Raw genomic sequence first — 14,360 nt, 5'->3', positions numbered from 1 at the left:
ATTATTATATTTTACTGCGATAGTTTTACAAAATTAATTCTTTTACTCAAACAAAGTATCCTTGTACAGACTGTTTCTTGTTCTTCCAAGATGAGCATACGCCTGATCTGTGGCTTCCCTTCCTCTTGGAGTTCTCTGTATGAATCCTTCCTTTATAAGATATGGTTCATAAACCTCCTCGATTGTACCTGCATCCTCCCCTACTGCCGTTGCTATTGTATTTATTCCAACAGGACCGCCGTTGAACTTGTCTATGATGGTTGTCAATATCTTGTTATCCATCATGTCAAGTCCTTTCTTGTCAATGTTCAAGGCATCAAGGGCATACCTGGTAATTTCAAGATTTATTATACCGTTTCCTTCAACCTGGGCGAAATCCCTTACTCTTCTTAACAATACATTTGCAATTCTTGGAGTACCTCTGCTTCTTACAGCAATTTCAAGGGCGGCGTCAAGTTCAGCCTTTATGTTGAGTATGGAAGCGCTCCTCATTATTATCTTCTGAAGAACTTCCGCATTATAATACTCCAGCTGGCACTTTATTCCGAACCTTGCTCTCAAAGGAGATGTAAGCAGACCGCTTCTTGTTGTTGCACCAACCAAGGTGAAAGGATTGAGAGCAATCTGAACACTTCTTGCTCCAGGACCCTTGTCTATCATTATGTCTATCCTGAAATCCTCCATTGCGGAATAAAGATATTCCTCAACTATGGGCTGAAGCCTGTGAATCTCATCTATGAAAAGCACGTCTCCTGTCTCAAGACTTGTAAGTATGCCGGCAAGGTCACCAGGCTTGTCAAGCACAGGTCCGCTTGTAACCTTCAGATTTACTCCAAGTTCATTGGCTATGATATTTGCAAGAGTTGTCTTGCCCAGTCCCGGAGGTCCGTGCAGAAGCACATGATCCAGAGACTCACCCCTGAGTTTTGCCGCCTTTACAAATATCTTGAGATTCTGAAGGATTTTGTCCTGTCCTGAGAATTCATTGAATTCATGAGGACGGATGAAACCTTCTATATCCTTTTCAGAAGTCTCGGATACTTTTCTGGGATCAAAAACATCCATAACAATAAATATAAAATTCTTTAAAAATTCTTTTAGTGTTTATAATTGCCTGTTGATATGTTGATAAATTTATTTGCAGAATTCAATACTGATGAAAGATACTGGAAACAAGCGTATATATTTTTTAACATTTAAAATTTACATCATCAATGAATGTTAGTTCCAATGTTGATAAAATTTTATTTTTTGTTAAGAAATAATTTGCACTTGCATCAAATAATTATATGCATTTACGTGAATGAATTTGCAAAATTTATTTTTCAGTATTTATAAACACTCATTGTTGATAAGTATTGAACTTTTCAACAGTTTTTCAATAGTTGTCACTTCTCTATCTTCAAATCCTGTACACTAACGTTCAAACCATCGTTGGTATCTGTGAAAACAATACGTACAGCACTGATTTTCAATCTATTCTCCCTATTGTCAATAACAGATACATTATCAACGAAATCATTGGCTTTCACCCAGGAGATTCCATCACAGCTGTATTCAACATATCCATCGGTTATGCCATACATGTCAATGTTTGGAATACCGCTTTCAACAACTATCCTGCTGCAATCCACAGGTTCCGCAAATCTGTAAGTTATGTAATCACCTTTTCTGGCCATCCTTTCAGTTCTCCAGTATGTGATGAAATCATAATCCGTGATATTGGACATAGGAAAACCTTTCACTTCTGCCTTGAAGGATGTTTCAATGCTTGTTTCAGGATTGAGATATTCAGCAGGTGCAATTCCTTGTGGGAGCATAGTAATGCTCTTCAGATCATCCTTGTAAAAAGCGGCGAACCTGTACATATCAGGTGTATTCGTTTCAATAGGTACGTCCATGACAGGTGAAGATGAATTAGGAATACTTCCACCATCGCAAGTATACCTTATTATATAGTCAGATTTACCAATGAGTTTTCCATTTTCATATACAACCAATGGAGGTTCAACCCTGAAGGCTATACCCATATTGTAAAGTCTTTCAAAATGCTTTTTCTGCATTCTTCCGTAGAAGTCTTCATAATTCTTGCTGTTCTCATTTGTCCAGGCAGATTCAGCCAGAGCGCAGGCCCTTGGGAATAACTGGTATTCAGCAAATCTTGCAGGCTTGTTGAGCAGCTCGCACCACAGACCGCACTGCAAACCTTTTATATAAGACTTCTCCTTTTCACTTGCAGGCTTTCCATATTCCACCTGCGATAGTGAATCAACCATCTTTTCAGGATTAATAGCGTATGCTTTCTCAAGAGAAACAATTGAAGCCCAGGTATGACCTCTTTCAAACTCGGAATACTTCATATCGAAATAGCTGTATTGAGCTATCTGGAATATTGTAGGATATCCTGTCTTGAGGAAATCAATACACTGGGTGTTTTCCTTCCATGCCCAGATAATGGTCTGATCTGAGAAAGTGCGTTTTATTTCATCCTCGCTCCTGCCCTTGTTGTTCTTCAGATCCATATCTGCAATCTCACTCCATCCGCACATTATTTTTCCGTGAGAGGAAACTATCTCATCCATTTTCCTCACGAAATATCTCTGCAGCTCCCTTTCTTCATCCCAGCCGTTTTCCTTCATGAAAGCCTGGCAATGAGGACATTCCTCCCAGTTCTTGAACTGAACTTCATCACCGCCAATATGAATGTATTTACCAGGGAAAAGTTCCGCAAGTTCTCCGATTATATCATCTATCAGGGTGTAAACCTTGTCATTGCTTACACAGAGAATATTCTTTGTTTCACCGTTCACGCTCACGAACTCTGAAGGATTGGTGCATCCTGCCCAAGGATATACGCTTACTATAGCCTTGCTATGGCCCGGCATATCAATTTCAGGAATGATTTCAATACCTCTTTCCTGTGCGTATTCAACGAATTTTCTGACATCATCCTGTGTGTAGAATCCGCCGTATCTCTTCTTGCCTGAACCGTAAGCTTCAGGAAGAACTTCACCGGGACCTCTCCAGGCACCTTTTTCAGTGAGTTCAGGATGTGACTTTATTTCAATCCTCCAACCGTTGTCATCGGAAAGATGCCAGTGGAACTTGTTGAGTTTATGAGCACTCATCCAGTCAACAAGCTTGTAGCAGAAATCAATGTCAAAGAACTGCCTTGAAACATCGAGCATATATCCTCTCCATGCATATCTTGGATAATCCTTGATATCCGCTGCCTGAACTGTCCAGTTCTCCAGCTGTGTTGAATCAGCCTCATTCTTGCAGTAAACGTTTGCCGGAAGCATCTGGAGCAAGGTCTGAATACCATAATACAGACCGCTCTGTGAAGCAGCCGTTATGGTAATGTTCTTTCTGTTCACATTCAAAGCATAGGCTTCGTTTGGTTCACCTTCATTGTTGGAATATGCGTCAAGCTTGAAATCTTCATCAATGACAAGAAGAATACATTTTTCCTTGTTGCAGTATTCTTTCCATACATCCTCGTTTCCGGCAGGAATAATTGTACTGCTCAGATTGGAATCAATGCCAGGTGCGCATACAAGATATTCCTTTAGATATTCCGCACAAAATACATTGTTTGAAACAATGTTCAATCCCGGACATATTTCAAAATTTCCGCTCCTTGTTTCAATGCATGCAGGTTTAGGGACAATATTGAGATTGTTCTCCTTGCTGGTGCAGCTTGCAGCCATAAGTGCGGCAAGGCATATTGCTGTGATTATATTCTTCATATTATTTGTCAAATCTTATTTCTCCGCTGTACTGAATGGCATCTCTGCTGTGGCTTTCAATCCTGATATTTGCAGTACCATTGTCATATATTTCCATTGTACAGGTATTATTGTCCTTTATATTGTCATTTATGAAATTGAAGAGATATATCCAGCTCTCATCCTTCTCATTGTACTGGCTGGTAATTGTGATTTTCTGTGCCTCCACATCTATTCCCTGCCTCTGTTCACCCCAGACAGCGCTTGTTGATGAACCCATATATGGAACATGCATGTCAAGAACTCCGTTCTCAATCTTGATATAATATCCGTCATTGGTAGTGATGGCATTCATGCCGAAAGGATATATCCTATTTATCACTATTTTGTAATTGCAGGTCTTGAGAGCATTTTCCAATCTTGCCTTTTCCTCGGCCTTTTTCTTTTCCTTGAGCGCTTTCTTCTCGGCTCTTGTAAGTTTGACCTTCTGCTCCTGGGCGTATGATTCCGAAATTACAGGCGATGCTGCCAGAAACAGAGCCAGCATCAATACGATGAATTTTTTCATATAACTCCTATGTTACTTATTTTTTTCGTTTTGTTTCATTTTTGTCAAAGTTAATATAGTTTTTTAACAAGTTCAACTAAAAAAAACCAAAATGGTTGCATATTTGATAATTATTCCGTAAAATTGTAAAATCCTTTGTTGTATGCATATTAATATGCGGTAGGAGGCAATTGTTAAAATTAAGACTAAAATAAGTATTTTAAAATATAAACAAATGGCTGATAAACTAATATCACACATTCCGGATGGTCCTTTGTCAGAGAAATGGACAAAGCACAAAGCGCAGATAAAGGTGGTTTCACCTGCAAACAAGCGCAAAATGGAAATCATAGTAATCGGTACAGGTCTTGGTGGCGCTTCCGCAGCCGCTTCACTTGGAGAACTGGGTTACAATGTAAAAGTATTCTGTATAAGCGATTCACCAAGAAGAGCTCATTCAATTGCAGCTCAGGGTGGTATCAATGCCGCCAAAAACTACCAGAACGACAACGATTCAATCTATCGTCTGTTCTATGATACCATCAAGGGTGGTGACTACAGAAGCAGGGAAGGAAACGTTTACCGCCTGGCAGAGGTGAGCAACAATATCATTGACCAGTGCGTTGCACAGGGTGTTCCTTTTGCAAGGGATTACGGTGGATTGCTCGACAATCGTTCATTCGGAGGTGCTCAGGTCAGCCGTACCTTCTACGCACGCGGTCAAACCGGGCAGCAGCTTCTTCTTGGCGCATACGCAGCTCTTAACCGTCAGATTGCCAAAGGAAGCGTAAAATCATATCCAAGACATGAGATGCTTGATCTGGTGCTCATCAACGGTGAGGCTAAAGGTATCATTGCAAGAAACCTTGTAACAGGCGAGATAGAGCGTTTCGGCGCTCACGCAGTTGTCATTGCTTCAGGCGGTTACGGTAACGTATATTTCCTTTCAACCAATGCCATGAACTCAAACGGTTCAGCTGCATGGCAGTGCTACAAGAAAGGCGCTTTCTTCGGAAACCCTTGCTTTGCACAGATTCACCCTACCTGTATTCCTATCCACGGTGACCAGCAGTCAAAGCTCACACTTATGAGCGAGTCACTCAGAAACGACGGCAGAATATGGGTTCCTAAGAAGATTGAGGACGCAAAGAAACTTCAGGCAGGTGAAATAAAAGGTTCACAGATTCCTGATGAGGACCGTGACTACTACCTTGAAAGAAGATATCCTGCATTCGGAAACCTTGTTCCACGTGACGTTGCTTCACGTGCGGCAAAGGAGCGCTGTGATGCCGGATATGGCGTTAACAACACAGGAAAGGCAGTGTTCCTTGATTTCAAGGATGCCATCAAACGCCTTGGCAGTGATGTTGTTGATGCAAGATACGGCAACCTCTTCGATATGTACAAGGAAATCAACGACGTTGACCCTCACGATGAGCCAATGATGATTTATCCTGCAATCCACTATACAATGGGTGGTATCTGGGTTGACTACAACCTTATGACAACCATACCTGGTCTTTATGCAATAGGTGAGGCCAACTTCTCGGATCATGGTGGAAACCGCCTTGGCGCTTCCGCTTTGATGCAGGGTCTTGCAGACGGATACTTCATTCTTCCTTACACAATAGGTGATTACCTTGCAAGCAGATTCAAGGAGCCTAAGACAGACATCAACGCTCCTGAGTTCGTTGAGGCCGAGAACGCTGTAAAGGCAAAGATTGAGAAACTTATGAGCATCAAGGGCAAGAAGACCGTTGACGCAATACATAAGGAACTCGGTCATATCATGTGGGAATATGTTGGTATGGCAAGGAACGAGGCCGGTTTGAAGAAGGCTATAGAGCTCATCCAGGCTTTGAAGAAAGAGTTCTGGAGCAACGTTTACATTGCCGGTGATACAAACGTATTCAACCAGGAGGTGGAGAAAGCTCTCCGTGTTGCAGACTTCCTTGAAATAGGAGAACTTATGGCAAGGGACGCTCTGAGCAGGAACGAGTCCTGCGGCGGTCACTTCCGCGAGGAGATGCAGACAGAGGAAGGCGAAACCAAGCGTGACGATGTAAACTACATGTATGTATCGGCTTGGGAGTACAAGGGAGAGGGTGTTGAGCCTGAACTCCACAAGGAGCCTCTGAAATTCGAATTCGCACACGTTGCAACACGTAACTATAAAGACTAATTAAGGGAGAAGCCAATTATGAATTTTACTTTAAAAGTATGGCGTCAGAAAGACGCGCAAAGCAAAGGTCACTTTGAAACATATCAGGTGAACAACATCTCTGAGGGTACTTCTTTCCTTGAGATGATGGATATTTTGAACGAGCAGCTCATAAACGAGCAGATAGATCCGGTTGCTTTCAGCAAAGGATGCAAGGAGCAGCACAGCGGTCCTGTATCATTCGACCACGATTGCAGGGAGGGTATATGCGGAGCTTGTTCCCTTTACATAAACGGAAGGGCCCATGGTCCTGAGAGCGCAGTTACAACCTGTCAGCTCTACATGCGTAAGTTCAAGGACGGCCAGACAATTGTAATAGAGCCTTGGAGAAGCGCAGGCTTCCCTATCATAAAGGACCTTGTAGTTGACAGAGGAGCATACGACAAGATTCTCCAGGCCGGCGGTTTCATTTCCGTGAATACCGGTGGAGTTCCTGATGCAAACGCTATTCCAATCAGGAAAGAGAATGCAGACAAGAGTATGGATGCATCTTCATGCGTTGGTTGCGGAGCTTGTGCAGCAACCTGCAAGAACGGTTCAGCAATGCTGTTCGTTGCAGCAAGAGTCAGCACCCTTGCATTGCTTCCTCAGGGTAAGATTGAAGCAGCACGCAGGGCAAAGGCCATGGTTGCCAAGATGGACGAACTCGGATTCGGTGCCTGCACAAACACCCGCGCCTGTGAAATGGAATGTCCTAAGAAGATTTCCGTTTCAAACATTGCACGTTTGAACAGGGAGTTCCTTGCGGCAAAACTAAAAGACTAATTTTTTCCCATTTTTTACCCTAATAATAACCTAAAAACTCTTATTATGAGGAATTTCAAATTATTCATTGCGTGCCTTGTATCTGTAATGTTCTGCTGCGCGGCTTATGCTCAGAACATAACAGTAAAAGGTACTGTAGTTGACCAGTCAAGCAATGAGCCTGTTCCTTATGCCTCAGTTGTTGTTGAAGGCACAAAGACCATAGCTACCACTGATGAACTGGGCAACTTCCAGATTAACGCTCCAAAGAGCGCCAATCTTGTTGTAAGCTCTATCGGTTACACAACTGTTACAGTTCCTGTAAACGGTAAGGCTCAGGTTGACATTGTCATTGCTCCTGAAACGGAAGCTCTGGACGATGTAATAGTTGTTGCATACGGAACAGCAAAGAAGGAATCAGTGACAGGTGCTGTTGCAACAGTCAAGGCTGAAGCAATCGAGCAGCGTCCTATTTCAAGTGTAACCAATGTTCTCGAAGGTACAGTAACCGGTGTAATGGTTAACAGTACATACGGTGAGCCTGGCTCGGATGCAACCATCCGAATCAGAGGTGTGGGTTCCGTAAACGGTAGCAACACTCCTCTCTATATCATTGACGGTGTTCCTTTCGGTGGTAACATCTCAGACCTCAACCCTCAGGATATTGAGTCCCTCACAGTGTTGAAGGATGCTACATCTGCAGCTCTTTACGGTAACCGCGCATCAAACGGTGTTATCATGATCACCACAAAGAAAGGTAAGAGTGACAGGGTAACCGTAAACGCTACTGTAAATCACGGTATCTACTCAAGAGGTATTCCTGATTACGACAAACTTAACGCAAAAGACTGGATGCAGGTTCATTTCAACGGCCAGGTATACGGTCAGCTTTCAAGCGGTGCATCCAAGACAAGGGAAGAAGCCATTGCAAGTGTGAAGGATTCATTCTGGAGCAATGTTGGTGACTACAACATTTTCAACGTATCAAAGGACCAGCTCTTTGATGCAAACGGCAAGTTCAATTACAATGCACAGATCAATCCTCTTTATGATGACCTTGACTGGTATGACCGTATTGAAAGGCACGGACAGCGTATGGAGTACAATGTAAGTGCTCAGGGCGCTTCAGAGAAGAGCAACTATTACTTCTCTGTAGCTTACCTCAATGAGGAAGGTCAGATTGATTTCTCTGACTTCAACCGTTGGACAGCACGTGCAAACGTTAACGTGAACCCTACCAAATGGTTCAAGGCAGGTTTGGTTCTCGGTGCGTCAATGCAGGAGAAGAACGGTATCTCAACAGGTACTACAACAATTGTTAACCCTCTGTATTTCGGTCAGATAATATCTCCTATCTATCCTGTTTACATGCATGATCCCGAGACAGGAGCATATATTCTTGATGCAAATGGAGAAAAGATGTATGATAATGGCGGTGAAAGAGGCCGTTCACAGTTGAATGCCCGTCATGCTATCTGGGAGAATGAGCTTGATTTGAAGAGAACACAGAGATGGACAACCAACGCCACTGTTTCAACCGATATCAAACTTTACAAAGATTTGACATTCTCAATGAAGGGTGACATCAGCCTCAGAAGCAGCAACTACCGTACATACTCCAACTCAATGATTGGTGATGGTCACGGTGACCACGGACGTGCTTCAAGAGATCTTGAATACTACAAGAACTATACATTCCAGCAATTGCTCAACTGGCATCATGAGTGGGGCAAACACGGAGTTGAGGTCCTCCTCGGTCACGAGAATTATAATTACACATACGAAGATGAGTATATTTACAAGAAAGACGAGACATTCTTCGGTAAATATGAACTGGACAACTTCAACAACGTAACAAGCGGTGACGGTTACAAGAACTTCTACAAACTTGAGAGTTACTTCTCACGCGCAAAGTATGATTATAATGGCAAGTACTATGTTGAGGCTTCATTCAGACGTGACGGTTCATCAAGATTCCATCCTGACAACCGCTGGGGTAACTTCTGGTCAGCAGGTGCTACCTGGATAATCAGCAAGGAGAATTTCATGAAGGATATCAAGTGGATTGACAACCTCAAGCTCAGGGCTTCTTACGGACAGGTTGGTAACGATGCTTCAGCAGGTTACTATTCATACATGTCACTTTATGACAAGGATACATACGCTGGAGCAGCAGGTGTTTACAAGACACAGAACGAAGCTCCGGATTTGGTATGGGAGTCTGCAAACTCATTCAGCGTTGCACTCGAAGGCCGTCTGTTCAACAGATTGAACGTAAGCATAGAGTATTTCGACAAGACCACCAAGGACCTGCTCTTTGACGTTTACCAGCCGCTTTCAGCCGGCGGTACCTCTACAGGTTCAGCAGAGTCAACCCAGACAATGAACCTTGGTTCAGTTGCCAACAGAGGTTGGGAGTTAGGTTTTGACGTTGATGTTTACAAGTCAAAGAACATCAGATGGAATGTTGGCATGAATGCAACTTTCATAAAGAACAAGATTCTCACTTTGCCTGAACAGAACAGGGCAGAAGGTATCATCAACGGTACCAAGAAATATGTTGAGGGTGGCGGTATCTATGATTACTGGATGTACCAGTATGTTGGTATTGACCAGATGACAGGCCGTTGCCTGTATGAGCTCAATACAGATGAATATTATGTAGGTACAAACCCACTGGAGGATGAAAGGACAGAGGTTCCTGCAGAATATGCCGTTAATATCAATGGCAAGGATTATGTGATGAAGACCACATATGCAAAGAAGGACTGGTCAGGTTCAGCGCTTCCAAAGATATTCGGAAGTTTCTCAACCAACTTCTCATGGAAGGATCTTTCATTCTCAGCATTGGTTACCTACCAGTTCGGTTCAAAGGTTGTTGACTACACATACCAGACATACGTATCTGCTGCCGGTACACCTCATGCATACCATAAGGATATGCTCAAGGCTTGGACAGAAATTCCTGCAGGTATGACAGAGACATCTGCAGACCGTATCAGCGCAAATGGTTTCCCTATTGTTGACAACACATACAGCGGTGATATCAACGCTACTTCAACACGTTTCCAGTACAGCGGTGATGCAGTTGTAATCAAGAACCTCACCTTGAGTTACAAGCTTCCAAAGGCTTGGGTGAACAAGATCAATCTTAACAAGATTCAGCTCAATGCTTCTGTAGATAACCTTGCAACTTTCACAGCCAAGAAAGGTATGAACTCACAGCAGAGTCTGGGTGGTACAATCGATGTTGGATTCAATACAGCAAGGGTTATATCATTCGGTTTGAACATAACATTGTAATGAACCTTTAACACTAAGAACATTATGAAAAAAACTTATATATTATTCATATCACTCTTTGCTCTGTTGCTCTGCGGCTGTTCAAAGGATTATTTGAATACAGCTCCTACAAGCAGTATTTCAGGTTCTGCAGTATTCGAGTCAGCAGAAAACATGAAGATGGCCATCAACGGTCTGAACAGACTTCTTCGCAAACAGTGGTTCAGTTCACAGGGTTGGAACGGCCAGGGTACAACAATGCTGTACTACGGCGAGTATCCAGGTGACGAGCTCACAGTATATCTTACAGGTTGGACAAACACTATCTGCGGTAAATACCACGACAGTGCTACTTCAACATACGATTACCACCCTTGGCACGTTTATTATATGATAATAGGAAATGCCAACAGTATCATTGAAAACGTGGATAAGATCAACGATGATCCTAAAGATTTGAACTTCATCAAAGCTCAGGCTTTGACTTACAGGGCATATGCATACTATTATCTCAGCCAGCTCTATGGTCGCAGATGGGTTGACTCAGGTGCTCCTGAATCAAAGGCTGTTGTTCTTCGTCTCGACACCTCAACAGGTGACATGCCTCTTTGCACACTTTCACAGCTTTATGATCAGATTTATGCAGACCTTGATGAGGCAATCAGTTGCTACAAGGCTTCATACGATCGTACAAGCACTGATGTAATGGGTCTTGACGTTGCTTACGCAATCTATTCTCGTATTGCTCTGGCAAAGCAGGATTGGCAGAAAGCATATGATATGTCAATGGCAATAATCAATGGAAAATCATATTCTCTGATGAGTACAGACGAATACAGGAAAGGTTTCTGCCACGCAAACAATGAGTGGATATGGTATCTTGTTGGAAACGAGCAGGAGGACCTTTACTACTACTCATTTGCAGCATACGTTGGATGGAATGTTCAGGCTTCACAGTGCCGTACATATCCAAAGTGTATGAGCAAGCAGATTTACACTCAGATTCCTGCAACTGATATCAGAAAGAAGATGTTCCTGGATCCTGACAATCCTTACTATGGTGAGGCACCTGAATCTCCAAAGAAGATTTCCTATACAGCTGCTTCCGGCAAGATTTCAGCAACTGCTTCAGTTGACCTTGCATACCAGTATGCAAAGGATGTGGATTTCCTTAACTCACACGCCGGTTTCCCTCTTACCACTTTCACTCCGTACATTTACATGCAGTTCAAGTTCGCAAAAGATTCCAAGGTTGTTGGTACAGCTATTACAGACGTTCCTTTGATGCGACTTTCAGAAATGTACCTCAATGCTGCAGAGGCTGCTTGCATGCAGGGTAAGTATTCAGAAGCAAGATCACTCCTTACAACTATGACAAAGAATACAGGACGTGACGTAGCTTATGACAATTCAACTGTTGCAGACTCAGATCTTCTTGACCATATCAAACTCTACACCAAGATAGAGTTGTGGGGTGAAGGTTTCAACTGGTTCAATATCAAACGTTGGAATGATACAATCAATCGTATCAGCATCCAGGCTACAGGCGAGGATAAAGGTAAAGGCAGTTGGTTTGCAGCTGTTGCTCTTACAATCAAGCCAACTGATATGAACAATCAGACATGGGTAGTTCCTCAGAAAGAGAAGGATTACAACCACGCTATTTAATAATTCATATGGTTGGAGATTCCAATCTGTCCGAACATAAAAGAGAGGGACGCTCAATGCAGCGCCCCTCTTTTTTGCTTTGTTTCCGGCCAACTGCCGGATTAAGAACTTAATATTTTACAGTGATGGTGTAAGGAACACCGTTGAGAACATCGGTGCGGCCGGTGTAAACGAAACCGTTGCGTCCTGGAACAGATTCAACAGAGGTTGCGCAGAAAACTGAAATGTAAAGTTTTCCGGCCTTAGGGTTGTTTATCTTTATTTGTTTTGCAATGCCGTTTGCAACGTTCTTGTACTGTGAGTTGTCGTTCCAGGCAAAGTCTTCGGAATTTGCAAAAAGATAAAGGTCAAAATCACCCCAGCCTTTCAGGGAACCAAGATTAATCGTGAGTTCCTTGCATCCCTTGGGAACGTTCACAACAAAGTGGTGGAACTGGCGGTCACCTATGCGGTTGTTCTTTGTCATATACACCGTGTCGTTGGCAGCAAGGACTCTTTTCACGCTTGGTCTTCCATTGCCGTCCATGGCATAACGTATCATTGCGCTGAACAATTCCAGACGCTCTCCGCTTGTCATTCTTTCCGGATGAGAGCCAATGACCACTACCCTGCCGCTTTTATCAGATGCCTTGTAAGCCCATCCGCTTACTGTTTTATGAATGGATTCCTTGAGCTGTGAGAGAGTATCGCCTTCATATCTGAGAAGTATCTCGGTACCTTCAGGACAATTGTCCTCAACGTGCGCATAACATCCTCCGTTGTGACGGACGCTGTCAATCATCATGTCGCCGCCGAAATCGTAGTACTTGAGCAGTGGAGATTTCTTTTCCACGTACATGCCTGTTGCGCTCTTTTCAAGTCTGGTGCCTGTAGTGTAGCCGGGCCATATTCCAAGATAGTGCTCGTTGTCCTCGTATTTGCCGTTGCGCACGGTTCCCTTGCTGCAGATGAAAGCTCCTGCACAGGTCCCAACGTAGCTTCCGCCGGCCGCAACGAATGCCCTTACGTGGTCAAGGCCTTCCTTTCCCAAGGAAGTTCCATGAGCTGTGGCCTTGCCGCCGTTGAAATACACCACCCTGAATCTTGGTGAACCATCGGGGTATAATAAATAACCGTTCTCATCCTGGTCACAGGAGCGGAAAATGGCGTTTTGAGCAAGGGTGTCGCTCAGGGTGAAGTCTGAGTCGGGAGATGTGAGATTGTCCATTGTAAGGCCTAGAAAATGGGCTGCGGGGAGGTCGGGATAGGAATTGAGCTTTATTCCTCCGTCCATGAGCAGATCCTTGTAGTATCCGCTGTATCTTGTCTGTGCCTGGGAGCTCAATGAAACGAGCATTGCCAGTGCACAGATGCAGGTGATTGTTCTTTTGAACATGATTGTATTGGTTTTAAGTTCATTCAATATTGTATGTCCGCTTGATTCATGTGTTCCTTGATCATTAAGGACTCATTATTTGTAATCAACGGTGATTATGTATGGAACGCCGTTGAGCACATCGGTGCGGCCGCAGTATTCGGTTCCCCAGAATGTCTGCTTTGTATCAACAGTGGTGGCGCAGAAAACGGAAATGTACAGCTTGCCGGCCTTTGGTTTGTTCACGAACAGGGTTTTGTCAACGCCGAGCTTTATGTTCCTGTACTGTGCTGTATCCAGCCATGCGAAACCGCCGCTGTTGGCAAGAGCATAGAGGTCGAAATTCTTCATTCCCGGAATTGATTCAAGATGAACGGTGAGTGTCTCCACCCCTTCCGGAACATCAATGGTGTAGTGATGATATTGCTTGTCCCCTATTTTCGCATATTCAGGCTTGCCTGCACTGCTGCCGTAAATCATTTTTCTGGCCACTCCTTTCCCGAGTTCAGCCTTCACTTGCGGAGCCCTGTTGCCGTCAATGGCATATTTTACCATAGCCGCCATATAATCGAGCTTTTCTCCGTAAACCGAACTTTCAGGGTGTGAGCCAACTGCCACTACCCTGCCGGAATTCTCAGATGCCTTGTAAGCCCAGGAAGCAATTCTTTTGTGTGCAGGTTTCTTGAGCTTCATGGTATCTGCATCGTATCTTGTAAGAACTACAGTACCCTCCGGAAGAGCGCCGTTCTCAATAGCAGCGTAGCAGCCGCCGTTGTGATATACACTGTCGATGTACAAATCACCGCCAAAATCATA

Annotated in this window: 9 protein-coding genes; 4 read left to right on the top strand and 5 right to left on the bottom strand. The window is 43.6% G+C overall.

Going from position 1 to position 14,360, the window contains the following annotated elements; all coding sequences use genetic code 11:
* Positions 1 to 42: 42 nt before the first annotated feature.
* The 3 genes from ruvB to AC06L3_RS04210 form a co-directional block, all read right to left on the bottom strand.
* Positions 43 to 1,065, bottom strand: coding sequence for a Holliday junction branch migration DNA helicase RuvB (gene ruvB, locus AC06L3_RS04220; RefSeq protein WP_475669372.1), 1,023 nt, complete (start codon positions 1,063 to 1,065; stop codon positions 43 to 45).
* 323 nt (positions 1,066 to 1,388) lie between these two features.
* Entirely contained in the window at positions 1,389 to 3,749 is a 2,361-nt protein-coding gene (locus tag AC06L3_RS04215; protein ID WP_475669371.1) for a glycoside hydrolase family 20 protein, read from the bottom strand.
* 1 nt (position 3,750) lies between these two features.
* Positions 3,751 to 4,296, bottom strand: a complete 546-nt coding sequence (locus AC06L3_RS04210) for a DUF4251 domain-containing protein (protein WP_475669370.1) — start codon at positions 4,294 to 4,296, stop codon at positions 3,751 to 3,753.
* A gap of 214 nt (positions 4,297 to 4,510) precedes the next feature.
* Between AC06L3_RS04210 and AC06L3_RS04205 the strand changes: the two genes are divergently transcribed.
* Genes AC06L3_RS04205 through AC06L3_RS04190 form a run of 4 tightly spaced genes read left to right on the top strand, consistent with a single transcriptional unit; the run spans position 4,511 to position 12,190 of the window.
* Positions 4,511 to 6,457 carry a fumarate reductase/succinate dehydrogenase flavoprotein subunit gene (locus AC06L3_RS04205; protein ID WP_475669369.1) on the top strand — a complete coding sequence of 649 codons (1,947 nt, stop codon included), beginning with the start codon at positions 4,511 to 4,513 and terminating at the stop codon, positions 6,455 to 6,457.
* 18 nt (positions 6,458 to 6,475) lie between these two features.
* Entirely contained in the window at positions 6,476 to 7,261 is a 786-nt protein-coding gene (locus AC06L3_RS04200) for a succinate dehydrogenase/fumarate reductase iron-sulfur subunit (RefSeq protein WP_475669368.1), read from the top strand.
* A gap of 45 nt (positions 7,262 to 7,306) precedes the next feature.
* The gene (locus tag AC06L3_RS04195; RefSeq protein WP_475669367.1) at positions 7,307 to 10,543 is read left to right on the top strand and encodes a SusC/RagA family TonB-linked outer membrane protein; all 3,237 of its coding nucleotides are present in this window, start codon (positions 7,307 to 7,309) and stop codon (positions 10,541 to 10,543) included.
* 24 nt (positions 10,544 to 10,567) lie between these two features.
* Positions 10,568 to 12,190: a RagB/SusD family nutrient uptake outer membrane protein gene (locus AC06L3_RS04190; protein WP_475669366.1), complete on the top strand. Its 1,623-nt coding sequence runs from the start codon at positions 10,568 to 10,570 to the stop codon at positions 12,188 to 12,190.
* Positions 12,191 to 12,299: 109 nt separating this feature from the next.
* Here the strand turns inward: AC06L3_RS04190 and AC06L3_RS04185 are convergent, their stop codons facing one another.
* Together AC06L3_RS04185 and AC06L3_RS04180 are read right to left on the bottom strand one after the other, a co-directional pair.
* Positions 12,300 to 13,565 (bottom strand): BPL-N domain-containing protein, encoded by a 1,266-nt coding sequence (locus AC06L3_RS04185; RefSeq protein WP_475669365.1) that lies wholly within the window; start codon positions 13,563 to 13,565, stop codon positions 12,300 to 12,302.
* A 75-nt stretch (positions 13,566 to 13,640) separates the two neighbouring features.
* The coding region (locus tag AC06L3_RS04180) for a PPC domain-containing protein (protein WP_475669364.1) at positions 13,641 to 14,360 on the bottom strand (720 nt) is incomplete at its 5' end.

The sequence above is a fragment of the Candidatus Egerieousia sp. genome (genome assembly GCF_056211015.1).
This window is presented reverse-complemented; position numbering and strand designations above follow the sequence as displayed.